24 protein-coding genes and 1 pseudogene are annotated in these 24,062 nt (G+C 74.4%); 14 read left to right on the forward strand and 11 right to left on the reverse strand.

Features of this window, described 5'->3' with window-relative positions:
• Positions 1–187: 187 nt before the first annotated feature.
• Positions 188–1,162 (reverse strand): helix-turn-helix domain-containing protein, encoded by a 975-nt coding sequence (locus ACZ47G_RS31865; RefSeq protein ID WP_465748656.1) that lies wholly within the window; start codon positions 1,160–1,162, stop codon positions 188–190.
• Positions 1,163–1,311: 149 nt separating this feature from the next.
• Here ACZ47G_RS31865 and ACZ47G_RS31870 point away from each other — a divergent pair, with 149 nt between their 5' ends.
• The 3 genes from ACZ47G_RS31870 (at position 1,312) to ACZ47G_RS31880 (ending at position 4,778) form a co-directional block, all read left to right on the forward strand.
• Positions 1,312–2,229, forward strand: coding sequence for an MBL fold metallo-hydrolase (locus ACZ47G_RS31870; protein ID WP_465748658.1), 918 nt, complete (start codon positions 1,312–1,314; stop codon positions 2,227–2,229).
• A gap of 95 nt (positions 2,230–2,324) precedes the next feature.
• Positions 2,325–3,764, forward strand: a complete 1,440-nt coding sequence (locus ACZ47G_RS31875) for a carboxylesterase/lipase family protein (RefSeq protein WP_465748660.1) — start codon at positions 2,325–2,327, stop codon at positions 3,762–3,764.
• A gap of 123 nt (positions 3,765–3,887) precedes the next feature.
• Positions 3,888–4,778 (forward strand): NAD-dependent protein deacetylase, encoded by an 891-nt coding sequence (locus ACZ47G_RS31880; protein WP_465748662.1) that lies wholly within the window; start codon positions 3,888–3,890, stop codon positions 4,776–4,778.
• Here the strand turns inward: ACZ47G_RS31880 and ACZ47G_RS31885 are convergent.
• The 6 genes from ACZ47G_RS31885 to ACZ47G_RS31910 form a co-directional block, all read right to left on the reverse strand.
• On the reverse strand, positions 4,741–5,574 hold the full coding sequence (locus ACZ47G_RS31885) for an ATP-grasp domain-containing protein (protein WP_465748664.1): 834 nt from the start codon (positions 5,572–5,574) through the stop codon (positions 4,741–4,743). The two genes, ACZ47G_RS31880 and ACZ47G_RS31885, sit on opposite strands and share 38 nt — an antisense overlap.
• A 130-nt stretch (positions 5,575–5,704) precedes the next feature.
• Positions 5,705–6,829, reverse strand: a complete 1,125-nt coding sequence (locus tag ACZ47G_RS31890) for a mechanosensitive ion channel family protein (protein ID WP_465748666.1) — start codon at positions 6,827–6,829, stop codon at positions 5,705–5,707.
• Between the two features lie 62 nt (positions 6,830–6,891).
• Positions 6,892–7,113: a hypothetical protein gene (locus ACZ47G_RS31895; RefSeq protein ID WP_465748668.1), complete on the reverse strand. Its 222-nt coding sequence runs from the start codon at positions 7,111–7,113 to the stop codon at positions 6,892–6,894.
• Positions 7,114–7,234: 121 nt separating this feature from the next.
• A complete protein-coding gene (locus ACZ47G_RS31900; protein WP_465748670.1) occupies positions 7,235–7,630 on the reverse strand; it encodes an SsgA family sporulation/cell division regulator in 396 nt (131 codons plus the stop codon).
• A gap of 151 nt (positions 7,631–7,781) precedes the next feature.
• A complete protein-coding gene (locus ACZ47G_RS31905) occupies positions 7,782–8,150 on the reverse strand; it encodes a PRC-barrel domain-containing protein (RefSeq protein ID WP_465748672.1) in 369 nt (122 codons plus the stop codon).
• Between the two features lie 104 nt (positions 8,151–8,254).
• Entirely contained in the window at positions 8,255–8,698 is a 444-nt protein-coding gene (locus tag ACZ47G_RS31910) for an SRPBCC family protein (RefSeq protein WP_465748674.1), read from the reverse strand.
• Positions 8,699–8,930: 232 nt separating this feature from the next.
• On the opposite strand from ACZ47G_RS31910, the gene ACZ47G_RS31915 reads away from it, so the two are divergent.
• The 3 genes from ACZ47G_RS31915 (at position 8,931) to ACZ47G_RS31925 (ending at position 11,154) form a co-directional block, all read left to right on the forward strand.
• Positions 8,931–9,965 carry an RNA polymerase sigma factor SigF gene (locus ACZ47G_RS31915; protein ID WP_465748675.1) on the forward strand — a complete coding sequence of 345 codons (1,035 nt, stop codon included), beginning with the start codon at positions 8,931–8,933 and terminating at the stop codon, positions 9,963–9,965.
• A 179-nt stretch (positions 9,966–10,144) separates the two neighbouring features.
• The gene (locus ACZ47G_RS31920) at positions 10,145–10,570 is read left to right on the forward strand and encodes an STAS domain-containing protein (protein ID WP_465748677.1); all 426 of its coding nucleotides are present in this window, start codon (positions 10,145–10,147) and stop codon (positions 10,568–10,570) included.
• Positions 10,571–10,683: 113 nt separating this feature from the next.
• A complete protein-coding gene (locus tag ACZ47G_RS31925) occupies positions 10,684–11,154 on the forward strand; it encodes an ATP-binding protein (protein ID WP_465748679.1) in 471 nt (156 codons plus the stop codon).
• A gap of 412 nt (positions 11,155–11,566) precedes the next feature.
• Here the strand turns inward: ACZ47G_RS31925 and ACZ47G_RS31930 are convergent, their stop codons facing one another.
• Both ACZ47G_RS31930 and ACZ47G_RS31935 read right to left on the reverse strand, forming a co-directional pair.
• On the reverse strand, positions 11,567–12,160 hold the full coding sequence (locus ACZ47G_RS31930; protein ID WP_465748681.1) for a DUF402 domain-containing protein: 594 nt from the start codon (positions 12,158–12,160) through the stop codon (positions 11,567–11,569).
• A gap of 36 nt (positions 12,161–12,196) precedes the next feature.
• A pseudogene (locus ACZ47G_RS31935) lies at positions 12,197–12,358 on the reverse strand (phosphodiesterase); the annotation flags it as partial.
• Between the two features lie 313 nt (positions 12,359–12,671).
• On the opposite strand from ACZ47G_RS31935, the gene ACZ47G_RS31940 reads away from it, so the two are divergent.
• Complete coding sequence (locus tag ACZ47G_RS31940) at positions 12,672–13,364, forward strand: hypothetical protein (protein ID WP_465748683.1); 693 nt, start codon at positions 12,672–12,674, stop codon at positions 13,362–13,364.
• A 116-nt stretch (positions 13,365–13,480) separates the two neighbouring features.
• Positions 13,481–15,103 carry a multicopper oxidase family protein gene (locus ACZ47G_RS31945; RefSeq protein WP_465748685.1) on the forward strand — a complete coding sequence of 541 codons (1,623 nt, stop codon included), beginning with the start codon at positions 13,481–13,483 and terminating at the stop codon, positions 15,101–15,103.
• A gap of 78 nt (positions 15,104–15,181) precedes the next feature.
• Here ACZ47G_RS31945 and ACZ47G_RS31950 read toward each other — a convergent pair whose 3' ends face one another.
• Positions 15,182–16,909: a methyltransferase gene (locus ACZ47G_RS31950; RefSeq protein WP_465748687.1), complete on the reverse strand. Its 1,728-nt coding sequence runs from the start codon at positions 16,907–16,909 to the stop codon at positions 15,182–15,184.
• Positions 16,910–16,955: 46 nt separating this feature from the next.
• On the reverse strand, positions 16,956–18,137 hold the full coding sequence (locus tag ACZ47G_RS31955) for a 4-hydroxybenzoate 3-monooxygenase (RefSeq protein WP_465748689.1): 1,182 nt from the start codon (positions 18,135–18,137) through the stop codon (positions 16,956–16,958).
• A 313-nt stretch (positions 18,138–18,450) separates the two neighbouring features.
• Between ACZ47G_RS31955 and ACZ47G_RS31960 the strand changes: the two genes are divergently transcribed.
• The 6 genes from ACZ47G_RS31960 to ACZ47G_RS31985 all read left to right on the forward strand — a co-directional run bounded on the left by ACZ47G_RS31960 (position 18,451) and on the right by ACZ47G_RS31985 (position 23,977).
• Positions 18,451–19,323, forward strand: coding sequence for an SIS domain-containing protein (locus ACZ47G_RS31960; RefSeq protein ID WP_465748691.1), 873 nt, complete (start codon positions 18,451–18,453; stop codon positions 19,321–19,323).
• Between the two features lie 81 nt (positions 19,324–19,404).
• Positions 19,405–20,304 (forward strand): class II fructose-bisphosphate aldolase, encoded by a 900-nt coding sequence (locus tag ACZ47G_RS31965; RefSeq protein WP_465748693.1) that lies wholly within the window; start codon positions 19,405–19,407, stop codon positions 20,302–20,304.
• Between the two features lie 132 nt (positions 20,305–20,436).
• The gene (locus ACZ47G_RS31970; RefSeq protein ID WP_465748695.1) at positions 20,437–21,195 is read left to right on the forward strand and encodes a DeoR/GlpR family DNA-binding transcription regulator; all 759 of its coding nucleotides are present in this window, start codon (positions 20,437–20,439) and stop codon (positions 21,193–21,195) included.
• Positions 21,196–21,362: 167 nt separating this feature from the next.
• Complete coding sequence (locus ACZ47G_RS31975; RefSeq protein WP_465748697.1) at positions 21,363–21,749, forward strand: peptidoglycan-binding domain-containing protein; 387 nt, start codon at positions 21,363–21,365, stop codon at positions 21,747–21,749.
• A 127-nt stretch (positions 21,750–21,876) separates the two neighbouring features.
• Positions 21,877–22,965, forward strand: coding sequence for a peptidoglycan recognition protein family protein (locus tag ACZ47G_RS31980; RefSeq protein WP_465748699.1), 1,089 nt, complete (start codon positions 21,877–21,879; stop codon positions 22,963–22,965).
• A 292-nt stretch (positions 22,966–23,257) separates the two neighbouring features.
• On the forward strand, positions 23,258–23,977 hold the full coding sequence (locus ACZ47G_RS31985; protein WP_465748701.1) for a peptidoglycan-binding domain-containing protein: 720 nt from the start codon (positions 23,258–23,260) through the stop codon (positions 23,975–23,977).
• Positions 23,978–24,062: the final 85 nt, after the last annotated feature.

A 24,062-nucleotide genomic window follows, 5' to 3' on the forward strand; every position in this document is an offset into this window, starting at 1 on the left:
TCCCCGCTCGCGATGGTCGCGATCCGGGAGCCCTCGACGGCGAGGCGCCCGCCCTCGACGACGCCGCCGGGCAGGACGAGCCGGGCGCCGGACAGCGTGATGCGGTCGGTGGCGATCGCGGCCTCCTCGAAGAATGCTCATACGTGATCGAAGCTGGGCGATTATAAGCATGATTGAGCATGATGCATCAGTCCTGGTGCACGGATGAACGACTCGGCATCGTCTCCCGCCGGTCCCGCTGCCCGGACCCGGACCCGGACCCGACCCCGGACCCGGACTCGTATCCGACCCCGACCCCGGCCCCGGCCCCGAACTCGCCCGCCCGGCCGAGCAGGGCGAGGGCCTGCTCGGAGGCGGAACCGGCCGGGGCGGTGTGGACGACGAGCACCTGGCCCGGCGAGCGGGCGATCGACAGCATCTGCTGGGTCACCGCCAGGGTGCCGACCACCGGATGGTGCAGCTGGTGGGCGTCGGTGTCGCAGGGCGCCACCCGGTGGTCGGCCCACAGGGCGACGAACTCCGGGCTGTTCATGGTCAGTTCGCCGATCAGCTCGGCGAGCAGCCGGTCCTCCGGGTGCCGGCCGACGGCGGTGCGCAGGTTCCCGACCACGGTACGGGCCTTGCGCGGCCAGTCCGCGTACAGCTCCCGGGTGTGGGCGTCCAGGAACAGCATCCGGCTCAGGTTCGGTCGCCGCGCCGGGTCCTCCGGGCCGTGCCGGTCCAGGTGGCCGGCCAGCAGCGCGTGCCCGAGGGCGTTCCAGGCCAGCACGTCCGTACGGCGGCCGAGCACCAGCGCCGGGACGCCGGCCACGGCGCGCAGCAGGTCACGGGTCTCCTCCGCGAGATGCTCGGGACGGGGGCGGCGCATCCGGGGTGCGTGGCGGGCGGCGCCGGCGAGCCGGTCGAGGTGCTCGCGCTCATGGCCGCCGAGCAGGAGGGCGCGGGCGATCGCGTCCAGTACCTCGGCCGAGGCGCCGCGGGACAGCCCCTGTTCCAGCCGGGTGTAGTAGGAGACGCTGACGCCCGCCAGCTGGGCCACCTCCTCCCGGCGGAGCCCGGACACCCTTCTGCGGGGCCCGAGTTCGCGCAGGCCGACGTCCGCGGGCCGCAGCCGCGTCCGCCGGGCCCGGAGGAAGGTGCCGAGAGGTCCTGGTCCGTTCATCACCCCAGTATTCGGCGGGCGACCGGCTCCAGCCACACCCTGCGAGGGGTACGAACGGCCGGGTCTGGCCCCCGTCGGCCGGAGCGCCGAGGCTCGGTCCCAGTCGGCCGCCCGCCCCGGGGAGTGCCCCGGACCGCAGGACGGACCCCATGGATCGCAACCCGGAACAGCTCACCCTCGGCGACGTCACCGTCACCCGGGTCAAGGAGTACTACGGCCCGGCCGGGCTGACCCCCGGGCAGTTCTTCCCGGACAGCCCCGACGGCGCGTGGCAGCGGCACCGCGACTGGCTGGCGCCCGACTTCTGGGACCCGGCCACCGACCAGTGCCGCACCGCGATCCAGACCTGGCTGCTGCGCAGCGAGGGCCGTACGATCCTGGTCGACACCGGGGTGGGCAACCACAAGGAGCGGCCGCACGCGCCGGTGTGGCACCGGCTGGACACCGACTACCTCGACAACCTGGCCGCCGCCGGGGTGCGGCCCGAGGACGTCGACCTGGTCGTCAACACCCACCTGCACATCGACCACGTCGGCTGGAACACCCGCCTCGACGGCCGGGACTGGGTGCCGACCTTCCCCAACGCCGACTACCTGATGCCCCGCCGGGACTTCGAGTTCTGGGACCCGGCCAACGGACACCGGAGCGTGCTGGGCGAGGGGAACCGGAACGTCTTCGAGGACAGCGTCGCGCCGGTCCACCGCGCCGGGCAGGTGCGGCTCTGGGAGGGCGGCCACCGGATCGACCGGAACCTGCGGCTCGACCCGGCACCCGGGCACACCCCCGGATCGTCCGTGCTCACCCTGGACTCCGGCGGCGAACGGGCCCTGTTCGTCGGGGACTTGGTGCACACCGCGCTCCAACTCGCCGAGCCGGACACCAACTCCTGCTTCTGCGAGGACCCGGCCCAGTCCCGCGCCACCCGGCACCGGCTGCTCGGCCGCGCCGTCGACCAGCACGCGCTGGTGTTCCCGGCGCACTTCGGCGGCAGCGGCGCCGTGGAGGTCGCGCGCCGCGGGTCGCGGTTCGCGGTCAAGGAGTGGGCGGGCTTTCCCCGCATCGCCTGACGCACCCCGACACCCGTACCCCCGACACCCGTACCCCCGACACCCGTACACCCGCACCCACACATCGATGGACCAGCCGAGAGGGATCGAGTCCCATGCCCCGACAGACAGAACCGGTCGTCGTCACCCCGGCCGGAGCCGTGCGCGGCCTCCGGGACGGCGCCGGCGAGCGCTACCGCGCCGTCCCCTACGCGGCGGCACCGAGCGGCGCCGCCCGCTTCGCCCCGCCCGCCCCGCACCCGGGCTGGTCCGGCGTCCGCGACGCCACCCGGCCCTCGGCCACGGCCCCGCAGCCGGCCCGCGCCTTCGCCCGGCTGAACGTGAGTCCCTACTTCGGGCCGGGCTGGGTGCCCGGCGAGGAGTACCTCACCGCCGACGTCCACACCCCCGCCGCCGACGCCGGCCGGCGCCCGGTGATGGTCTACGTGCACGGCGGCGGCTTCATCACGGGCTCCAACCGCGCCGCCCTCTACGACGGCCGCGCCTTCGCCCGGGACGGCGTCGTCCTGGTGACGGTGAACTACCGCCTCGGCATCCCCGGGTTCCTCGACCTGCCGGACGCCCCCGCCAACCGCGGCCTGCTGGACGTGCTCGCCGCGCTGCGCTGGGTGCGCGACACGATCGCGGCCTTCGGCGGCGACCCCGGGAACGTCACCGTGTTCGGGGAGTCCGCGGGCGCCACGCTCACCTGCGCGCTACTGGCGGCGCCGGAGGCCCGGGGTCTGTTCCGGCGGGCGATCGTCCAGAGCGGCAGCGGTACCGGCGCGTTCACCCCGGAACAGGCCCGGCGGGTCACCGCCGCCGCGGCCGCCGCGCTGGGCGTCGACCCGACCGCCGAGGCCTTCGCCGCCGTCCCGGACGAGCGCTTCCTGGCCGTGCTGCCCGCCCTCACCGGCCTCGATCTGCGCACCGCCACCGCCCAGGATCCGCTGGCCGGACTCAGCCCGCTCGGCCTGGTCCTGCCCGTCCAGCCCGCGGACGCCCTCGCCGACGGCCCGGCCCGGCACGTCGACCTGCTGATCGGCACCAACGCCGAGGAGGCGAACCTCTACCTGGTGCCGCGGGGCGAGCTGGAGTCCACCACCGAGGAGGGGCTGCGCGCGGCCGCTGCCGGGCTGCTGGCGGAGCCGGACGCCGTCCTCGCCGCCCTGCGCACGCAACGGCCGCACGCCACCCCGGGCGAACTGCGCTCCGCCGTACTCGCCCACGCCCTGTTCGAGGCCGGGACGGAGCGCCTCGCCCGGGCCCACGCCCGGATCTCCGGCGGCCGCACCCACCGCTACTCCTTCGGCTACCGCTCGACCGCCCTGGACGGACGCCTCGGCGCGGCCCACACCATCGAGCTGCCCTTCGTCTTCGACCTGGCCGACGAGCCCTGGTTGCACGGCCCCGACGGCCTGCTCGGTCCGGCCCCCGCCCCGGCCGGGCTGGCCGCCCGGGTGCACGGCGCGTGGACGGCGTTCGCCCGGACCGGCGACCCGGGCTGGCCCGCCTACGACCCCGAGCACCCGGCGGCGGAACCCCTCGGCGGCTGAGCGCCGGCTGACCGGGCTGAGGGCCGGCCGCCGCGCCCCGCACTGCGCCCCGCACTGCGCCCCGCACTGCGCCCCGCACCCGCGCCTCGCACCCGCACGCGGCCCGGTCCTACCCTGGACGGCATGGGTGCGCTCGCGACGACTCCCGGCGGCACGGCGGCCGATGCGGCCGGCCTGGCGGTGCTGGTGCGGCTGCTGGCCGGGCGGGGGGTGGTGGTGCTCAGCGGGGCCGGGTTGTCGACGGAGTCCGGCATCCCGGACTACCGGGGCGAGACGGGCAGTCGGCGGCGCGGGGTGCCGATGACCTTCCAGGAGTTCACCGGGAGCGCGGCGGCCCGGCAGCGGTACTGGGCGCGCAGCCACGTCGGGTGGCGGGCGATCGCGGGGGTCGAGCCCAATGCCGGGCACCGGGCGGTGGAGCGGCTGCGGCGCTCGGGGCACGTGTCGGCGGTGATCACCCAGAACGTGGACGGCCTGCACCGCGCGGCCGGTACCCGGACGGCGGTGGAACTGCACGGCGGGCTGCACCGGGTGGTGTGCCTGGGGTGCCGCCGGACCGGCTCACGGATGGAGCTGGACCGGCGGCTGGAGGAGCTGAACGCCGGTTTCCGGGACGGCGCGGCACGGGTCAACCCGGACGGCGACGCCGAGTTGGCGCCGGAGCTGGTGGCGAGATTCCGGGTGGCCGCCTGTGCGGTGTGCGGGGGAGTGCTCAAGCCGGACGTGGTCTTCTTCGGCGAGAGCGTGCCGAAGCCGCGCGTCCAGCACTGCTTCGAACTCGTGGACGCGGCACAGGCGTTGGTGGTGCTGGGCTCCTCGCTCACGGTGCTGTCGGGGCTGCGGTTCGTCCGCCGGGCGGCCCGCGCGGGCACGCCGGTGGTGATCGTCAACCAGGGCGCGACCCGTGGTGACGAGCTGGCCGTGGCGCGGATCGGCCTGCCGCTGGGTGCGGTGCTGACGGAGGCGGCCCGGCTGGTCAGGGCCGACTGGCGAGGGCGTGCAGGGAGGCCTTGAGGGCGGCGGTGAACCGGTCCTGGGTGGCCTGGTCGACCAGGTCGAGGGAGAGGTAGGGGTTGAGGTCCTCCAGTTCGACCAGGAGGAGTCCGCCCTCGGGGGTGCGGCAGGCGTCCACCCGCTGGATGCCGTGCTCGACGGTGTTCCAGGCGATGAAGCGCTGGGCGAACTCCAGGTCGGCGGCGCTGGGTCGGTACGGTTCGAGGCGCCAGCGCTGCTCGGGGTCGGGGGCGTGCAGGGCGTACTGGAAGGCGTCGTCGACGAAGTAGAACGAGACCTCGTAGGTGAACGGGATCAGCGGCTGGACCAGGACGTCCTCGCCGTACGCGACGGTGTCGAGCTGCTCGCGCGGTACGGTCCGCAGGCCGATGGAGTCGGCGCCGAGCTTCGGCTTGACGACGTACTCGGGCACCACGGGCAGCCGGTGGAGGTCCTCGGCGCGGTCGACGGTGGGGATGACGGGGTACCCGGCGGCGGTGAGGTCGAGCAGGTACTGCTTGCCGGCCATGTCGGCGCGCCCGGTCAGCTGGGTGTACACCCGCGCTCCGCGCTCCAGCGCCCGGCTGCGGAACTCCTCGTACTCGGCGCGGTAGTTGAGCACCGGGCCGCTGTTGCGGACGAGCACCACGTCGAAGGCGTCCAGCAGCCGGACGGCGTCCAGCGGGTGGCAGAGGGCGATGTCGAAGTCCTCGCGCAGGAGGGTGGAGAGCCGGATGTCCTCGTCGCAGTAGCGCCGGCCCCGCGCCTGGTAGGCGAGGTCGGTGACGAACAGGACGCGGGGACGGGTGCTGGTCATGACTCTCCTGAAGATCATCTGAGCAGCTCAGCCTACTGTGCGCCCGCCGTGGCGGCTCCGCCGCCCCGGGGCGGGTCCTCAGGTCGGGCGCACAGGTCGGGCACACAGGGCGGGCGCACAGGTCGGGTCCTCAGGTCGAGTCCTCAGGGCGCGGGCCCGCGCCCGTGCGGCGGGCGTGCGGCGGCCGGGGGGTGCGGGGGTGGTCCCGGCCGTCCGGCCGCCGGGTGGGTGCCTCCGCGACGGGGAGGCGGGGCAGGGCGTACGGGTGCTGGTCGCGCAGGTAGCCGATGAGGTGCTCGCGCAGCCGGCAGCGGAGTTCGAAGGCGTCGCTGCCGTCGGCGGCCGTCGCCAGCACCCGGACCACGATGGTGGTGGGGGTGGTGTCGACCACCTGGAGCGCGCTGCCCTGGCCGTCCCACAGCTCGCTCTTGGCCAGGTAGTCCTCGAACTCCCCGCGCAGCAGCCCGATCGGCGCGTGGTGGTCGAGGTGGAGCAGCGCGGTGCCGGTGATCCGGCTGGAGCGGCGGGACCAGTTCTCGAACGGGCGCCCGACGAAGTAGGACATCGGCATCATCAGCCGCCGCTGGTCCCAGGTCTCGATCACCACGGTGGTCAGGGTGATCTCCTCGACCGTCCCCCACTCGCCGGCCACCACCACGACGTCGCCGATCCGGGCGAGGTCCCCGAAGGCCAGCTGCACCCCGGCGAACAGGTTGGCGAGGGTGCTCTGCGCCGCCACGCCCGCCACCACGCCGACCAGTCCGGCGGAGGCCAGCAGGCTGGTGCCGACCCCGCGTACCGCGGGGAAGGTCATCAACACGGCGCCCAGCGTCACCACGGCCACCACCGCCTGGCAGATCCGCCCGAGCAGACTGGCCTGGGTACGGGCCCGGCCCGCCCAGGCCGGCTCGCGGCGGTACACGGCCAGCCGGGCGGCGCCGTCCACCACGATCGCCACCAGCCGGCCGCACAGCCAGCCGCCGGCGGTGATCGCCAGGATCACCGCCAGGTGCCGCAGCCCGTCGCGGACGGCGGGCGGGGCGGCTATCCACGGCTGGGCGGCGGAGAGCAGCAGGCAGGCGGTCAGCGCCAGCACCGGGTGGCGGCAGCGGCGCAGCACGTCCGGAACGTCGCCGGCGCCGCCCCACGGGACGGACAGCCGTCGGGCCACCAGCTGGACGGCCCGGTCGAGGCCGAAGGTGAGGAGGGCGGCCGCGACGCCGACGACGGCGAGGCGGAGCAGGCTCCACCACATGTCCTGCCGTCTCCTTTCCGCTTTCCGCTACGGGGGGTCGGGGGCCGGGGGCCGTCGAGGTGCTAGTCGGGCGGCTCGACCGGGTGGGGCCGGCCCGGGTGCGGGGTGGCCGGCTCGGGAACCGGTCCGGGGGCGGGCCGCGGGGCCGGCGGGGGCACCGGCGAGCCGGGCGGTGGCGGCGGGTCGGGCACCAGGGGCGGGCCGGACGGCTGGGCCGGGCGCGGCGGCGCCGGGGGCTCCGGGGCCGGGGGCGGCAGGCCGGGCTGGGCGGGGGCGGTGGTCATCGGGGAGCAATCCTCTCGGTGCGGTGCGGTGCGGTGCAGTTCGGTGCGCTGCGGTGCGGTGCGCTGCGGTGCGGTTCGGCGCGTGGTGCGGTTTCGCGTGCTGAGGTGACGCGGTGCGCGGTCACGCGGCCAGCAGTTCCTTCAGGCCGCGGTCCCAGTCGATCCGGTCGTGTTCCTGCCCCGGCGGGACGAGCCGCGTGGTGGCGGCCAGGAAGTCGGCGACCTCCTCGGTGGAGGCGGCGAGCAGGGCCACGCCCTCCTCGCCGGCGAGGGCTATCAGCACGCTGGTGTCGTCGAACGGCGTGACGTGGACGTCCCCCTCGCCGGCGGGCCCGTGCAGGCCGGCGAGCAGCAGGTCGCGGGAGAGCGACCACACCGCGTTCGGCTGGTAGGAGGTGAAGTCCAGCTCCGTCGCGTGGGGTTCGTCGGCGCGGTAGGACCAGTGGACGTCCAGGTCCCGGCTGCGTTCGTCGCCGGTCATCAGTCGCATGGTGATCCGGGTGGTGAGACGTTCCATGGAAGGGTTCCCCTTTCCCGGGTTCCTTCGGGCGGGGTCGGCCGCGGTCGTCCCCGCCCGTCCGTCTGTGCTGCCTCTGTGGTGCTTGTCGCTCTGTGCTGCCTGTCGGTCTGTCGGGTCCGGTCTCCCGGCGCGTCCTCCGGCTGCCCGGTCAGAGGATCCGGCCGCCGTAGAACGGGTCGTAGTAGGGCCCGAAGCGTCCGCGGGTGTCGGCCTCCTGGTCGTCCCCGCCGTCGTCGAGGTCGGGGCTGTGCTTGATCTCGTCCCTGGTCCGGTCGACGTAGACCTTGCGTTCGGCGATCTCGATGCGGGTCACGGTGCCGGCCGGGAGCAGGACCCGGCGGCCGAAGATCCACGGCCCGGTGTCGACGACCAGGTACTGCTCGTCGACCTCCTCGGACAGCTTGTCGACCTTGCCGATCGCGCCGTCGGTGGCCTCGACGTGGAAGCCGACGAGGTCGGTGCCGGCGGTGTGCCCGGCGGTCGTGCGGAACTCCCAGATGTTGTGGCGCTCGGTCATGACTGCCTCCGTTCGTCTCGTCCGTTCGTCTCGTCTGCTCGTTCGGTTCGTTCGTCTCGTCTGTTCTGCTCCGGTAACGGCTCGGCTGCCCCCGATGCCGGGGTTCATGCCCCCGGATCGGCGTCCGCTCCGCCGTTCCGCTCGACGTGGTGCTTGAAGTCGTTGAGGTCGTCGATGACCCGGCGGTCCACGAAGCCGAGCGCCTCGGCGAGGTGCGCCCAGAGCCCGTGGGGTTCGACCTCCAGCTGGAGCATCACCCGGGTGGTGCCGTCGTCGACGTGATGGAAGGTCACCACGCCGCTGTGCCGCACCGGGCCGCCCGCGCCGTCCCAGGCGACCCGCTCGTCCTCCACCACCTCCGTGGTCACGGCCCGGAACTCCCGTCGGCCGCCCGCGGTTTCGACCACCCAGCTGCTGTGGCCGCGGCTGGAGACGTCCACGCTGACCACGCCGCGCATGAACTGCGGGAAGTCCTCGCAGTGCACCCAGTGCCGGTAGACCTCGCCGAGCGGCGCGGCTATCTCGACCGATTCCTCGATCCGTCCCATCGTCCGGTTCTCCTTCTCCTCCTCGGCTCCGTCGTCCTGTACCGGCTTCGGGTGCCCCGATCCCGGCCCGGCATGCACGGCATGCACGACGTACGGCGGACGCGAGGCGGAAGGCGGCACCACGCCGCCGTCGGGGTCGTTCGTTCACGTAACCCTCACAAGGAGAACCGGCATGGAACCGACCACGGCGGGTACCCGGGGACGGACCGTACGCCGAGGGGAAAGGACCGACATGGCCACGACCAGTGACGAACTCCTCCACCGCGTGACAGCCCCGGCTCCGGACGAGGCCTCGACGGTCGACGCGTCCGGCGCCCACCGGGCCGCCGTCCAGGGGCACCAGGGACAGCACGAACAGCAGGGACGCCAGGGACAGCAGGGACAGCAGGAACAGCAGGGACAGCAGGAACAGCAGGGACAGCAAGAACGCCAGGGGCTCCCGGGACACCCGGGGCACCCCGAGTTTCCGGAACTCGCCGGCATCGAGGACCCGCGGCAGGTCGCACCCGGTGACGCGCGCGAGCTGACCCGGGTGCTGCTGGCCCGGCTCGCGACCCTGGAGGAGGGCACCCGCGCGTACTCGTACGTGCGGGCCACGCTGATCGAACTCAACCTGTCGCTGGTGCGGTTCGCGATCCGGCGGGTCGGCAACCGCCGGGAGCCCGACGAGGACCTGATGCAGGTCGGCTCGGTCGGCCTGATCAAGGCGATCGACCGCTTCGACCCCGACCACGGCGCGGAGTTCGTCACCTTCGCGCTGCCGACGATCCTGGGCGAGATCCGCCGGCACTTCCGCGACTCCACCTGGGCGGTGCACGTGCCGCGCCGCCTCCAGGAGCTGCGCATCACCCTCGCCAAGGCCCGCGACGTGCTGTTCCAGCGGCTGGGCCGCTCGCCCACCGTGCCCGAGCTGGCCGCACACCTCGACCTGACGGAGGAGGAGGTGATCGAGGGGCTCACGGCCGCCAACGGCCACATCGCCGGCTCCCTGGACGCCCCGGCGACCGACGGCGAGGAGGATCCGGGCCCGCTCGCCCAGCGGCTCGGCGCGGAGGATCCGCGGTTCGACACCCTGGAGAACCTGATCGTCCTCAAGCCGCTGATCGCCGCCCTGCCGGAACGCGACCGGCTGATCCTGTCCCTGCGCTTCGGCGAGGAACTCACCCAGTCCCAGATCGGCGCCCGTCTCGGCCTGTCCCAGATGCACGTCTCCCGTCTGCTCAGCCGCACCCTGAAGAGCCTGCGCGCGGACCTCACCGCCGGCTGACCCGGCCGCACGGCCACCAGGAGCACCCACGACACCACGCACGCCACCCGCGACACCGCGCACGTCACCCGCGGCCCGGGTCGCCGGGCCCACGGCCTGGCCCTGGGCCGGGTGGCGTGCGTAGGCTCGTGGAGCACACCCGTGGAGGGAACACGACGACGATGCCAGCCGAGAAGACGATGCCCGCAGAGAACGAGTCCGTGACCGTGCCGCCGACCACCGCCCCCGCCGACCCCTCCCGGACGGTCACCCCGCCCGGGCCCGACCTGGTCGTGCACACCTGGCACACCGACACCCGGGCCGCCGTCTGCGCGCTGGCGGGCGACCTCGACATCGAGACCCTGGCACCCGCCCGGGCCGCCCTCGACGAACTGGTGGAGCAGCGTCCGCCGTTGCTCGTCGTCGACCTCGCCCGGGTCGACTTCTGCGACTCCTCCGGACTGAACCTGCTGCTGCAGACCCGGATGTCGGCCGCCGAGGCGGAGGTCGTCTTCCGGCTCGCGGCGCCCTCCGGCACCGTCCAGCGGCTGCTGGAACTGACCTGCACCGACGCCGTGTTCGAGCTCCACCCGTCCGTGGACGCCGCCCTCGCCGCACCCCGGTGACCACCACGGTCGGCCCAGGACACGCATAATTCGGCAGTGGTCGGGAAACCGAGCAGACGAAGCGGAACAGAGCGCCGTCACCGAGCGCGCCGGAACCGAAGGGGATCCCGCACATGACGACGAGCCGGGCCACCCTGGACGGCGACCGGCCGGGCACCGGCCCCACCCTGCCGCCCGGCGGGCAGCGCCGGCGGCTGCACCTGGCGGGGTTGCCCAAGCCCGTCGCCCGCGCCCGGGCGTACACCGCGCAGGCCGTCGCCGACTGGTCCTGGCCGATGAGCGAGGCCGGCGCCGAGGACGACATCGTGCTGGTGGTCGCCGAACTGGTCGCCAACGCCATGCTGCACGCCGGCGGCCCGGTCGACCTCGTCCTGGACGCCTCCGAGGCCCGGTTGCGGATCGAGGTCAGTGACCGCTCGACCGACCTGCCCGAGCCGCGCCGCCCGCACCGCCCGGGCGTGCCGGGCGGGCACGGGCTGTTCATCGTCCAGAAGGCCGCCACCCGCTGGGGGGCGGTGCCGCACGACGACGGCAAGACGGTCTGGGTCGAGATCGACGCCCGGCCGGCGCGGCCCGGCCCATAGGGCGTGTCTGACAATTCCCGCCGGGCGCGCGGCGTCAGACACGCCCTGATGCCGATGGCAGGCCCGTGCCGTCGCGTCGAACCGCGTCGACCCGGGCAGCCGTTCCGGCGCCGCGCACGCCGCCTCGGCGGGCTGGACCTCGAATCGGATCTGGTCCCGGAGGGAGAGCAGTTGCAGACCGGCCCGCACCTGCTGGATCAGTTCGCCGGCGGAGTCGAGGTCGCCCCGCTGGAAGGCGAGCTTCAGCCCGCAGGCGCAGCGGGCCGGGGCCACGGGGCCGCGGACCTGGAGGGCGGGGCGGTTGAGCCCGTTGCTCAGTTCGACCAGCTCGCGCAGCGTCTCCAGCTGCCGCCGGAACTCGCCCACCGCCTCGTGGCTGCGCACCATTCGAAGTCAGGCCCCAGAACCCGGATCAGCCCCCGGGCGTCAGCTCCACCCGCCCGGGGACGGCGTGTTCGCCGAGCGGGCGCCAGTGGCGCCACTGCTCCCACCAGGCGTCCCCGCCCTCGATCAGCCCGACCACCTCGTCGGCGGCCGCGCGGACGGCTCGGGCCTGCTCCGGGGTGAAGCCGCCGGAGCGCACCCGCTCCTCGAAGTGGTCGACGTCCTTCCAGCGGTAGGCGGAGCCGTCGGCCGGGATCACCAGGTCGAGTTCCTGGTCGAGGGTGTCGAAGCCGCGCCCGGTGCGCCGCAGCGGCTCCTGGAAGTTGACGTACCAGTCGACGAGTTCGCCGCCCTGGTACCGGGCCCACACCGCGTAGCCGTCGCCGGGGCGCTGGAGCTGGAGGACGTCCTCGGACTGCCAGCTGTGGTCGAAGTGGACCCACGGGTGGAGGCCCCAGGAGAACTCGCCGCCGCCGAAGGTCAGCGGGGTGCCCCGGACCAGGTGGACGGCGAGTTGCCCGCCGTCGTCGGCGACCACCCGGACCGGGTAGACCAGCCACTCGCGGCCGTCCAGGATCTCCCGGCGGACGATCACCTCACCGCTGCGGAAACGTGCCGGCACGGGTCAGACCACCACCCGGTAGTGGGTGGTCAGGCGGTGCTCGCCGTCCAGGGCGTGGAAGGCCAGGGCGTGGAAGGCCAGGGCGTCGACCGGGCGGGGCAGGGCCCGCAGGTGGTCCGTCACCCGGGTGGCGCGCCGGGTCGCCCGTTCACCGCCGTCCAGGTGCAGGTCGCTGACGTGGGCGAGCAGCAAGGTCATTCCTCTGCCTCTCCTGTGGATCACCGGCTGTGCCGCCACAGGCTATAGACCTCACGGGTGCGCGGGCGGCCCGACCCTGGGGCTAGGGAGCATTGCCCATGGTTGTTGATCCTTGCCAACCGCTCGGTCGGGCGGCCGGCGTCCTGCCTCGTGCCGGAGCCCGGACGCCCCGGTCGGAGCAGGACCGACGCACCGAAGCGAACGCGGGGATGCCGTGGAGGGCGCGGCGAAATCGGCTGTCGGGGGGTCGGAATCCCGGTACCATCTGCGGGTTCGAGCTGGGTGGGTGCGGGTGGAACACGGGGGACGGGCCATGGCGGGAACCATCACGTTGTGGGTGTTCGGGCTGCTCTGCTTCGTGGTGGCGTTCGCCAAGGAGGCCGCGAGCGGGGCGGGGATCAGCCTGCCGGGGCCGAAGAGCGGGGGCGCGCGGGTCGGGGTGGTCGCGGTCGGGGTGCTGGCGCTGATCCTCGGGACGGCGATCCGGCCCTCGGGCGGCGAGCCCGAGACTCCGGCGGCGAACCCGGCGGCGAACCCGGCGGCGAATCCGGTGTCGACCACGGCGGCGGCTGGGTCGACCGGTGTGGCGACCACCGCGGCGCCGAACCCGCCCGCGCCGTCCTCGACCGGCCCCGCCGTGGCCTGGAGCGGGCAGGTCGCCATCACCATGGAGGGCGGGGCCGACTTCGACCTCACCCCGCCGGGGCGTGCCCCCGGCTTCCCACACGGCATCTACGCGACCGAGTTCAGCGCGACCGCGGCCGTGCTGCGCGAGGAGATCCAGAGCGACCACGACAGCTTCGGCATCTGGACCGGACAGGCGCCGCCCTCCGGAGCCGCCTGTGCGGACTGGGCCGCGAGCCACCCGGGCAACTCGGCGCACGTGAGGGTCGGGTCGCTGGTCTGCCTGAAGACCCCTGGCGGCCGTACCGCCCTGATCAAGATCGACTCCATCGAAGCGGCGGACTACCAGGTCGAGGCCACGGTGACCGTCTGGTCCGGCTGAGGGTCCGGGAGCCCGAGGGGGCGGGGAAGCCCGAGGGTCATGAATGGGCAATGTCTGGCGGGCGCGCGGTGTGCTTGAGCGGGTGTCAGCGCTGAGCTGATCTAGATTGCCCGACCATGAGCGAAAATGTCGGATTCAGTCGTCGGTCGATGCTCAGGGCGATCCCGGCCGCCGTCCTGGTGGCGGCGTCCGACGGGATCCTCTCCCGGTGGTCCGCCGCGGCCGCGCCCGTCGCCTTCGCGCAGCCGGCCGTACGGACCGCGCGGCGGGTGGCCGGCCGTCCGGGGGCGGTGCTGGAGGAGACGCTCGACGTGCGGTTCACCGAGATCGACGTCCCCGGCCACGGGACGGTCCGCACCCGCACCTACAACGGGACGATCCCCGGCCCGACCCTGCGGGTGGGCGCCGGGGACACCCTGCGGCTGACCCAGGTCAACGGCCTGCCGCCGAACGCGCCCCACAGCGGGGACCACAACCGGCCGCACGGCTTCAACAGCTTCAACCTGCACACCCACGGCCTGCACGTCGACCCGACCGGGGACGCCGACAACGTGCTCCGGGTGTTCGCGCCGCGCACCGCCGAGGAGGTCGAGGCCGACGCCCCGGAGCCGCGGTACCTGACGACCATCGACATCCCGGCCGACCACCCGGCCGGCACCTTCTGGTACCACCCGCACCTGCACGGGGCCACCTCCACCCACCTCGTCGGCGGGATGGCCGGGGTGCTGATCGTCCAGGGCGACGTCGACGAGGTGCCCGAGATCGCGGCCGCCGCGGACCTCGTGGTCTGCGTCAACGAACTCCGGCTCAAGGACGGCGAAGTCCCCGCCTTCGACGCCGGCAACGCGCTCGCCGCCGTGCCGCCGGTGCTGACCGTCAACGGCGCGGTCAACCCCACCGTCACCCTGCGGCCGGGCGAGGTGCAGCGCTGGCGGCTGGTCTGCGCCACCGCCTTCACCGCGCTGGCGCTGCGGCTCACCGGGGACGGGCCGGACCAGACCCTCCACCAGATCGCCCAGGACGGCGTGACCTTCCCCGCCGTGGTCGCCACCGACACCGTCCGGCTGGCCATGGGCAACCGGGCCGACGTCCTGGTCCGGGGCGGCGACCCCGGCAGCTACCTGCTGCGGGCCGACGGGGTGGCCGATCCGCTGCTGACGGTCCAGGTGGCGGGCGAGCCCGTCGACCCGCCGATGGAGCTGCCCACCGACCTGCCGGCCGGCAAACCCTTCCTGGACGAGAGCGACCTCACCGACCCGGACGCGGACCGCGAGGTGGTCTTCCACGTCGACCCCAACGTCTTCACCGGCCCGTTCGCCAACGCCTTCCGGATGCTGGGCAGCCACCCGACCCCCGCGGCCGACCCGGACGGCGACCTCACCCGGGACCGGGCCTACGGCCTGTTCGATCCCGGCTTCGTCAACCACACCCTGGAGCTGGACACCGTCGAGCGCTGGACGCTGCGCACCGACGAGACCAACCGGGCCTTCCACCACCCCTTCCACCTGCACACCAACCACGTCCAGGTGACCCACCGCAACGGCGAGCGGCTGGACCCGCCGGTCTGGCAGGACACCGTGGACCTGGCGGGCGGCCGGCCCGGGGACACCGTCACCTTCCTGGTCCGGTACCAGGACTTCACCGGCCGGGTGGTCGCCCACTGCCACCAGCTCCAGCACGAGGACCTCGGCATGATGCAGGTCGTCGACTACGTCGAGGCGAGACGGCCCGGGCGCTGAGACCGGGATGCCCCGCCACCGGTCGGCGGCGGAGCACCCGGCGAGGCACTGACGGGTCAGCGGTGGGCCACCGGCGGGTCAGCGCCCGGAGCGGGCCGGAGCAGAATGCGCAGGGCCGGCCGGGGCCGGGACGGCGGCCCGGCGGGCGTGCAGCACGGCGCCGCCCAGCGGGAGCGGGGAGTGGCCCAGCAGGTGCAGCCCGGCGTCGGCGAGCAGCCGGGCGTAGTGGTCGGCGCGGCGCTCCCGGCCGCCGGTGTTGCACATCATGTGGACGTCCCACGCGGTGGCCAGCGAGGCCGAGCCGTCGTCGGGCAGCAGCCGTTCGACGATCAGCAGGTCGGCGTGGGCGGGCATGGCGCGGGCGCAGTGGCGCAGGATCCCGGCACAGCGCTCGTCGTCCCAGTCGTGCAGCACCCGGGACAGCACGTAGACGTCCGCGTCCGCGGGGACGTCCGCGAAGTCGCCCGTCACGTAGTCGCAGCGCTCGCCGAGGCCGGCGGCGTCGAGTCGGCGGCGGGCCGCCGCCACGGCGTGCGGGCGTTCCAGCAGGGTCCCGCGCAGCGTCGGGTGGGCGGACAGCAGTCGGCCGAGCAGTTCGCCGTTGCCGCCCGCGATGTCCACGAGGGTGCCGGCGCCGGCGGCGGCCGCCGTGACGACCGGGTGGGCCGGGAGCGGGTCGAACATCCGGGCGCCGGCGGCCATGGACTGGTCGAAGAGCTCGGCGAGTTCGGGGTCGCGGGCGAAGTGGTCGAAGTGGTTCTCGCCGAAGAGGTGGTCGAAGGCGGCCCGGCCGGTGCGCACGGTGTGCTCCAGCTCGCCGAAGGAGCGGTAGAACGGCCCGCCGTACATCAGCGCCAGCGGCCGCATCGAGCCGGGGGCGTCGGCGCGCAGCAGGGCGCCCGTGCCGGTGAGCCGGTAGCCGTCCTGGTCCTCGGTGACGACGCCCAGCATGGTGAGGTAGCGCAGCAGGGTCGTCAGGCTCTGCGGGTGGGCGTCGAGCGCGGCGGCGAGGTCGGCCGCGGTGGTGCCGGTCCGGCTGCCCAGGGCGTCGGGCAGCCCCATCCGGGCGCTGACCGCCAGGGCCTGGGTGGTCCAGGCGCCGGTCAGCTGCTGCAGCAGGGTCTCGGCGGAGTGCTGGGCCGGGTCCTGGCCCAGGTGGTCGGCGAGCACCGCGCGGTGGTCGCCGTGGGCGTGCAGCTCCACCCGGCGGTAGCCGGTGCGGGCACCGGCGGGGGCGGTGAAGTAGAGGACGGTGGAGTCCTCGTGGGGGTTGTGGCCGCCGCCGTCGGGGGTGGCGCCGTGCCGGGCGAACAGTGCGCACAGGCCGCGCAGCGCCAGCGGGTCCGGGTCGGAGACCTCGAAGGCGAGGTGCGCCTCGTGGTCGTGGGCGCGTTCGTGGTCGGCGAGGTCGGCGAGGTCCGAGCCGGGCGGCACGGTGAGGGCGAACACCTCGACGGTCCGCTCGCCGTCCGGGCCGGGCACCGGCGGGCGCAGGATGGTGACGTCGAGGTCGGCCTCGGCCCGGCCGTGGCGGCGGGCCAGCCGGCCGCGGACCACCACGCTGGGCTGCGGGGGTGCGTCGAAGTCCAGTCCGCAGGCGGCGAGTTGGGCGCGGAGCGTGGCGGCGTCCGGGGGCAGGACGAGCAGTGCGGCGTGGGAGAAGCGGCAGCGCTCGATCAGGGCCCGGCGTTCCGGGCCGTCCAGGCCGGGCAGCAGCAGCGGGAGCAGGCCGGCGGTGTCGTGCTCCCTGACGAAGTCGGCCGTGGCGCGCAGGCGGTCGGTGTCGTCCGGGGGTGTCGCGGTCATGGGGCGGGAGTCCTCGTTCCGGTGGGCGGGACGGTTCAGGTGACGGTCAGATGCCGACGTAGTTCTCGGCGAACCAGTCCTGGTGGGTGCGCGAGGTGCGCAGGGATTCGACGCGTGAGCGCCGCATGGATTCGTGGAAGAACGATTCCTCGCCCGGTCCGGTGGGCGAGTGCAGGAACTGGATCATCCAGTGGGCGAAGTCCTGGGCCCGCCATATGTGGGCGAGGCAGCGCGCGGAGTAGCCGTCGAGCGCCCGGGAGTCGCCGTGGGCGAGGTCGTCGATCAGGGCCTCGGCGAGGAGCTCGGCCTCCAGGACGGCGAGGTTGGCGCCCTTGGCGGCGGCGGGGGCGGGCAGGCTCGCGGCGTCCCCGGCGAGCAGCAGCGAGCCGTGCCGCAGCGGCTCGATCACGTCGGACTCCAGGTCGATGACGGAGCGTTGGACGATCCGGCCGTGGTGCAGCGGTCCGTGTTCGGCGCTGCGCAACCGCAGGTCGAGCTCGGCCCGGATCCGCTCCTCCGGCCAGGCGTCGGCGGGGGCGCCGCGCTCGTACTGGAGGTAGTAGCGGGTGATGTCGGCGGTGCGGGCCATGTGGCCGGCGAAGCCGGCGGGGTGCATCGCGTAGCCGACGGCGTCCATGCTCGGGGGCGCCTCGGCGAGCAGGCCGAGCCAGGTGACGCCGTGGTCGCGGTGGTAGCGGCGGGTGCCGGCGGGCAGGGAGCGGCGGGCGGCGCCGTGGCGGCCGTCGCAGCCGGCCACGTACCGGGCCGACCACCGGCCGGGGCGGCCCTCGGCGTCCCGGACGGTCACGGTGGGGCGGGGGCCGGTGGCCTCCTGGACGGCCTCGGCCTCGGTCTCGAAGGCGATCCGCCCGCCCGCCTCCAGGTAGTGGGTCAACAGGTCGGTGACCAGGTCCTGTTGGGGGTAGACGGTGTGCTGCTCGCGGCGGCCGAGGGCGCCGTAGTCGAGCCGGAAGCTGCCGTCCTCGGTGCGGAACTCGCAGGTGCCGTGCGGCCGGCCGTTCCGGTGCAGGCCCTCGGCGAGGCCGTGGCGGTCCAGCACCCGGACGGTGTTGGCGGCGAGGAAGCCGGCCCGGGCCCTGGTCCGGACGTGGGCGCGGTCGGCGCGTTCGAGGACGACGCAGTCGATCCCGGCGGCGTGCAGGAGGTTGGCGAGGGTGAGTCCGGCCGGTCCGGCGCCGAGGACGACGACGTCGGCGGTTTCCTGCACTGTTCGGCTTGTCTGACGTTCGATCACAGAACGGTGAGCTTAGCCATCGCCGGATACATCGACGGGCCGGAATAGCTCGGATCGGTGAATAGCGTGATGATCTTCGGCCTCGACGGGTGCCGCCGGTCGCGGGTGGGTCCAGCCGCAGGTGGGGGTGGCGGACGCCCGGCCGTGGCGGGGGAGCGGGCTGTCGGTCGGTGGAGGGGCTGCTCGAAGATGATCGAGGCTGCGCACTGTTGCGCACTGCGTGAGGGCTGGACTATAAATCGATCATCTTCACGCACATTCGTGCAGTCCCGCGCAGGAGGACCTGATGGCCCACGTCGACGAAGAGATCGCCAGCCAGCCCGAGTGCTGGCAGCGCGCCCTGGAACTGACCCCGCGCCACCTGCCCGAGCCCGGCGAGCGGGTGGCCGTCCTCGGCTGCGGCACCTCGCTCTACATCGCCCAGGCCTACGCGGCGCTCCGCGAGACCCTCGGACTCGGCGAGACCGACGCCTTCGCGGCCTCCGAGTTCCCGGCCGGGCGCCGCTACGACCGGGTGGTCGCGCTCTCCCGCTCCGGCACCACCACCGAGGTGCTCGACGCCCTCGCCGCGCTGGGCACGACCGAGACGGTGGCGATCACCGCCGACCCGGGCACCCCGATCGGCGCCGCCGCCCGCCACCTGGTGGCACTGGAGTTCGCCGACGAGCGGTCCGTCGTCCAGACCAGGTTCGCCACCACCGCCCTCGCGCTGCTGCGCGCCCACCTCGGCGCCGCGCCGGCCGACCTGCCCGCCCAGGCCCGTACGGCGATCGACGCCCCGCTGCCGCCGGGGGCCCTGGCGGCGCGGCAGTTCACCTTCCTCGGGACGGGCTGGAGCCACGGGGTGGCGAACGAGGCCGCGCTCAAGGTCCGGGAGGCCTCCGGCTCCTGGACCGAGTCCTACCCGGCCATGGAGTACCGCCACGGCCCGATCAGCGTCAGCGGCCCCGAGGGCCTGGTGTGGTTCCTCGGCACCCCGCCCGCCGGCCTGGTCCGGGAGGCCGAGGCGACCGGCGCGGCGGTCAGCGTGCCGCGGCTGGACCCACTGGCCGAGCTGGTCCGGGTCCAGCGGCTGGCCGTCGGCCTCGCCGTCCGGCGCGGCCTCGACCCGGACCGGCCGCGCCACCTCACCCGCTCGATCGTGCTGGACCGGCCGTGAACCGCCGATCGGCCGTGAACCGCCCCGGCCCGGACGGCCGCAGGTGACCCACCCCCAGTCGGCACAGCCCCAAGGAGAACCGTGACCCTCGTCGGAACCGGAGAGATCGTCGGGCCCGCGCTGCGCGGCGGCCACGGCGTCGGAGCGTTCAACGTCATCCAGCTGGAGCACGCCGAGGCGATCGTCGCCGGGGCGGAGGCCGCCGGAGCGCCGGTGGTGCTGCAGCTCAGCCAGAACGCGGTGCGCTACCACGGCGGCCTGGCGCCGATCGGCACCGCGACGCTGGCGGTGGCCCGGGCCGCCGCCGTACCGGTGGCCGTCCACCTGGACCACGCCACTGACCGGCCGCTGGTGGAGCAGGCGCTCCGGCTGGGCTTCGGCTCGGTGATGTTCGACGCGTCGGTGCTGCCGTATGGGCAGAACGTGCGCGCCACCGCCGAGGTGGCCCGGGTGTGCCACGACGCGGGGGTGTGGGTGGAGGCCGAGTTGGGCGAGGTCGGCGGCAAGGACGGCGTGCACGCCCCCGGCGCCCGGACGGATCCGGCGGAGGCCGCCGGCTTCGTGGCGCACACCGGCGTCGACGCGCTGGCGGTGGCCGTCGGCACCTCGCACGCCATGCTGACCCGCACCGCCGCGCTGGACCTCGGCCTGATCGCCGCGCTGCGGGCGGCCGTGCCGGTGCCGCTGGTGCTGCACGGCTCCTCGGGGGTCGCGGACGACGCGCTGGCGGCGGCCGTCGCCCACGGCATGACGAAGATCAACATCGCCACCCACCTCAACAAGGCCTTCACCGAGGCGGTCCGCCGCCGCCTCGCCGCCGACCCCGCGCTGGTCGACACCCGGGCCTACCTGGGCGACGGCCGCGAGGCGGTGGCCCGGGAGGTGGCCCGGCTGCTCGGCGTGCTGACCGCGCCGCGGCCGGCCGACCCTGCCACCGTGGCCCCCGAGGACGAGCAGTGTGCTGCGCGGCCGTGCTCGTAACCGTCCGACAGGGCGGGGCTCCGAGCCCAGGTGCACAGCGGGATCGGCCCTGCCGGGCGGGGGTGCCGGGCAGCGCCCGGGGAAGGGCGCGCTCCCCCCGGCGGCCTACCCGGGCTGAACTACACTCCGTCCATGCTCAAAGCTGATCGCGCCGCCAGGATCGTGTCGCACATCGCCGAGGCGGGGAGCGCGGACGTGCGGACGCTCTCCGAACTGCTCGGGGTGTCGGACGCGACCGTGCGCCGGGACCTCCAGGAACTGCAGGACCAGGGGCTGCTCCAGCGCACCCGCGGCGGCGCGGTGACCGGGGCGGTCAACCTGGAGATCCCGCTGCGGCACCGGGGCGACCAGCAGCAGGAGGAGAAGCGCCGGATCGCCCGGGCCGCCGCCGAACTGGTGCCGGACGGCGCGGTGGTCGGCCTGACCGGCGGCACCACCACCACCGAGCTGGCCAGGGTGCTGGCCGAGCGCGGCAACCTCACCGTGGTCACCAACGCCGTCAACATCGCCGCCGAGCTGATCGTCCGCCCCGAGGTCCGGCTGGTCGTGATCGGCGGCCTGGCCCGCTCGGCCAGCTACGAACTGGTCGGTCCGGCCGCCGAGCGGATGCTCGACCAGTACCACCTGGACCTCGCCTTCATCGGCGTGGACGGCCTGACCGTCCAGCAGGGCTGCACCACCCACGACGAGATGGAGGCCCAGACCGACCGGGCCTTCCTGCGCAGCAGCGCCCACACCGTGGTGCTCGCCGACCGCACCAAGGTCGGCCGGGTCACCTTCGCCTCGATCTGCCCGCTCACCGACGTCCACGACCTGGTGACCGACGCGGGGCTCCCGGACGCCCAGGAGCAGGCGATCGCCGAGGCCGGCGTCCGGGTGCGGCGGGCCTGACCCGCCGGGGCCGTCCGGGGCCGTCCGGGTCCCCCCGGGTCCGTCCCGGGACGGCGGTGGGACGCGGCAGGGACGGCGAAGCGTGGTGGACGGGATCGCGGCGCTCCTAGCGTGGCAGCCGTCCGGTCCGCCGCAGCGCGGACCCCTGCCGAGTTCGAGGAGTACCCATGGCCATCCACGCCCTGGTCAAGCGCGCCGCCGCGGTGGCGGCCGCTGCCGCCGCTCTGATGACCGTGTCCGGCACCGCCAGCGCCAACACCAACGCCGGGTACGTCGGCCCGGGCCAGGCCAACAACTGGACGGCCGTCCAGTGCGTCCAGCACGACATCAACGTGTTCATCGAGGCCCGCGGCGGCTGGTACCCGAAGCTCAAGGAAGACGGCTACTGGGGCCCGAACACCGACAACGCGATCCGCTGGTTCCAGAACTCCCTGATCAGCTACACCAAGAGCGCCGACGGCATCGTCGGCCCGCTCACCGGGGACATGGTGCTCGCCTACGGCGACGACCAGTGGGACGGCAAGTGCCGGGCCGCGCTGCCCACCACCTCCTGACCGGACGCCCGCCCCGGAACGCCGCACCCCTGCCACCCCTGCCACCCCTGCCCCCGTGCCGTCAGCAGGCCCGGGGGCAGGGGTCCATCCGCCGCCGCCAGCTCCCCGAAGGACCAGGTAGTCCCGTATGAACGCCGTTGACCCCGCCTCCGCCCCGGTCGGCCCCGGCCGCCGCACCTTCCTGGCCGGCGCCTTCGCCGTCGGCACCGGCGCCCTGCTCGGCTCCGCCCTGACCACCGGGGTGGCGAGTGCCGCCACCGGGCCGGTGATCGCCGACACCGGCGCCTGGGGAGCCCGGCCGGCCAGCAGCCCGCTCAACTTCGTGGCGGGGGCGCCGGACAAGGTGATCGTCCACCACACCGCGACGCCCAACGTGACGGACTACTCCCAGGCCGCCGCGTTCTCGCTGGCCCGCTCGATGCAGACCTACCAGATGGACAGCGAGCACTGGATCGACACCGGTCAGCACTTCACTGTCAGCCGCGGCGCCTACATCATGGAGGGCCGGCACAGCAGCCTGGCCACCCTGCGCAGCGGCACCCAGCACGTCGAGGGCGCCCACTGCACCGCGCAGAACACCGTGGCGATCGGCATCGAGAACGAGGGCACCTACTCCACCGTCGACCCGCGCAGCCAGCAGTACGCCGCGCTGATCGACCTGATCACCTACATCTGCCAGCAGTACGGGCTGCGCGCCTACCAGGTCTACGGCCATCGGGACTTCAACAACACCGAGTGCCCCGGCGACCGCCTCTACGCGCTGATCCCGCAGATCCGCCGGGACGTCGCCGCGCGGATCGGCGGGGACCCGACCGGCCCGGTCTGGCCGGTGCTCAGCAGCGGCGCCTCGGGCGAGAACGTGAAGACGCTGCAGTACCTGCTGGTGCAGCGCGGCCAGTCGCTGACCGTGGACGGCGCCTACGGGCCCGCCACCCAGGCCGCCGTCACGGCCTTCCAGAACACCACCCACGCCTCGGCCGACGGCGTGGCCGGCAACCAGACCTGGAGCCAGGCCGTGGCGCCGCTGGCCCGCGGCGCCTCGGGCAGCGCGGTGCAGGGCGTGCAGAGCCAGCTGGTGGCGCACGGCATCCAGGTCAGCGTGGACGGTGCGTTCGGCCCGGGCACCCAGGCCGGGGTGACGTCCTTCCAGTCCTCGGCCGGGCTGCCGGCCGACGGCGTGGTGGACGCCCGCACCTGGAGCCGGCTGCTCGGCTGACCTCCGCCCCGGTGACCGGCCCCGTCCGTACGGACAGCGGGGTCGGTCACCGGCGCTTCCGGCACCCCGCAGGGCCGTCCCAGCCCGTCCCAGCCCGTCCCAGCCCGTCTCAGGCCCGTCCCAGGGCCGTCCCAGGCCCGTCCCGAGCCGCTCGCACCGCCGTCCCCGGCGTCCCGGGAGTGCCCGGGACGTCCCCGGTGCCGCCGATCTCCTGGCGGGACGGCCGACCGCCCCCCGAGAGTGGGCGGCACCGCCTGATCACCCGACAGGCACCGGAGGGGATGGGAAGACCGTGAAGAAAACCTCGGCCCTGCGCGCACTCGCCGCGGCCGTACTGGCCTTCGTCGCACTGGCCCTGCTGCCCGCGCAGGCTCAGGCGCTCGACACCACCACCTGGGTCCAGCGCAACCTGGTGGGCATCGGCTACCTGGCGAGCAGCGGCGTGGACGGCAACTACGGCCCGCAGACGACCGCCGCCGTCCGCAGCTTCCAGCACGACAACGGCCTCGACGAGGACGGCGTCTACGGCGCCCGCACCGAACTCGCCCTGCACAACAAGGTCGCCGAGGTCCAGCGGGTGGCCGGCTCGGGCGCGGACGGCGCCTACGGCTCCGGCACGACCGGCGCCGTCAGCAACTGGCAGCGCGCGCACAACCTGAGCAACGACGGCATCGCCGGCCCGGCCACCATGAACGCGATGGGCGTCGCGCGGACGGTGCAGATCACCGCCCAGTGGAAGTTCCCGAGCCACGGCTGGAGCGTGAGCGGCCAGTTCGGCTGCCTGGACGAGATCTACGTCCACGAGAGCGGCTGGAAGGTCTACGCCACCAACCCGTCGTCCGGGGCGTACGGCATCCCGCAGTCCCTGCCGGGCGACAAGATGGCGAGCGCCGGCTCCGACTGGCAGTACAACCCGGCCACCCAGCTCCAGTGGGGCCTGGACTACATCGCGAGCCGCTACGGCGACCCGTGCTCGGCCTGGAGCTTCTGGCAGTCCCACAACTGGTACTGACCGGCCCTCACCGGCCCCGGCCGGCCCTGACGGGCCCCCTGCACCGCCCTGTTCGACGTCTTCCCGTGCCGACTCCTCGAAGGAG

This window comes from Kitasatospora sp. NPDC030952 (assembly GCF_055571335.1).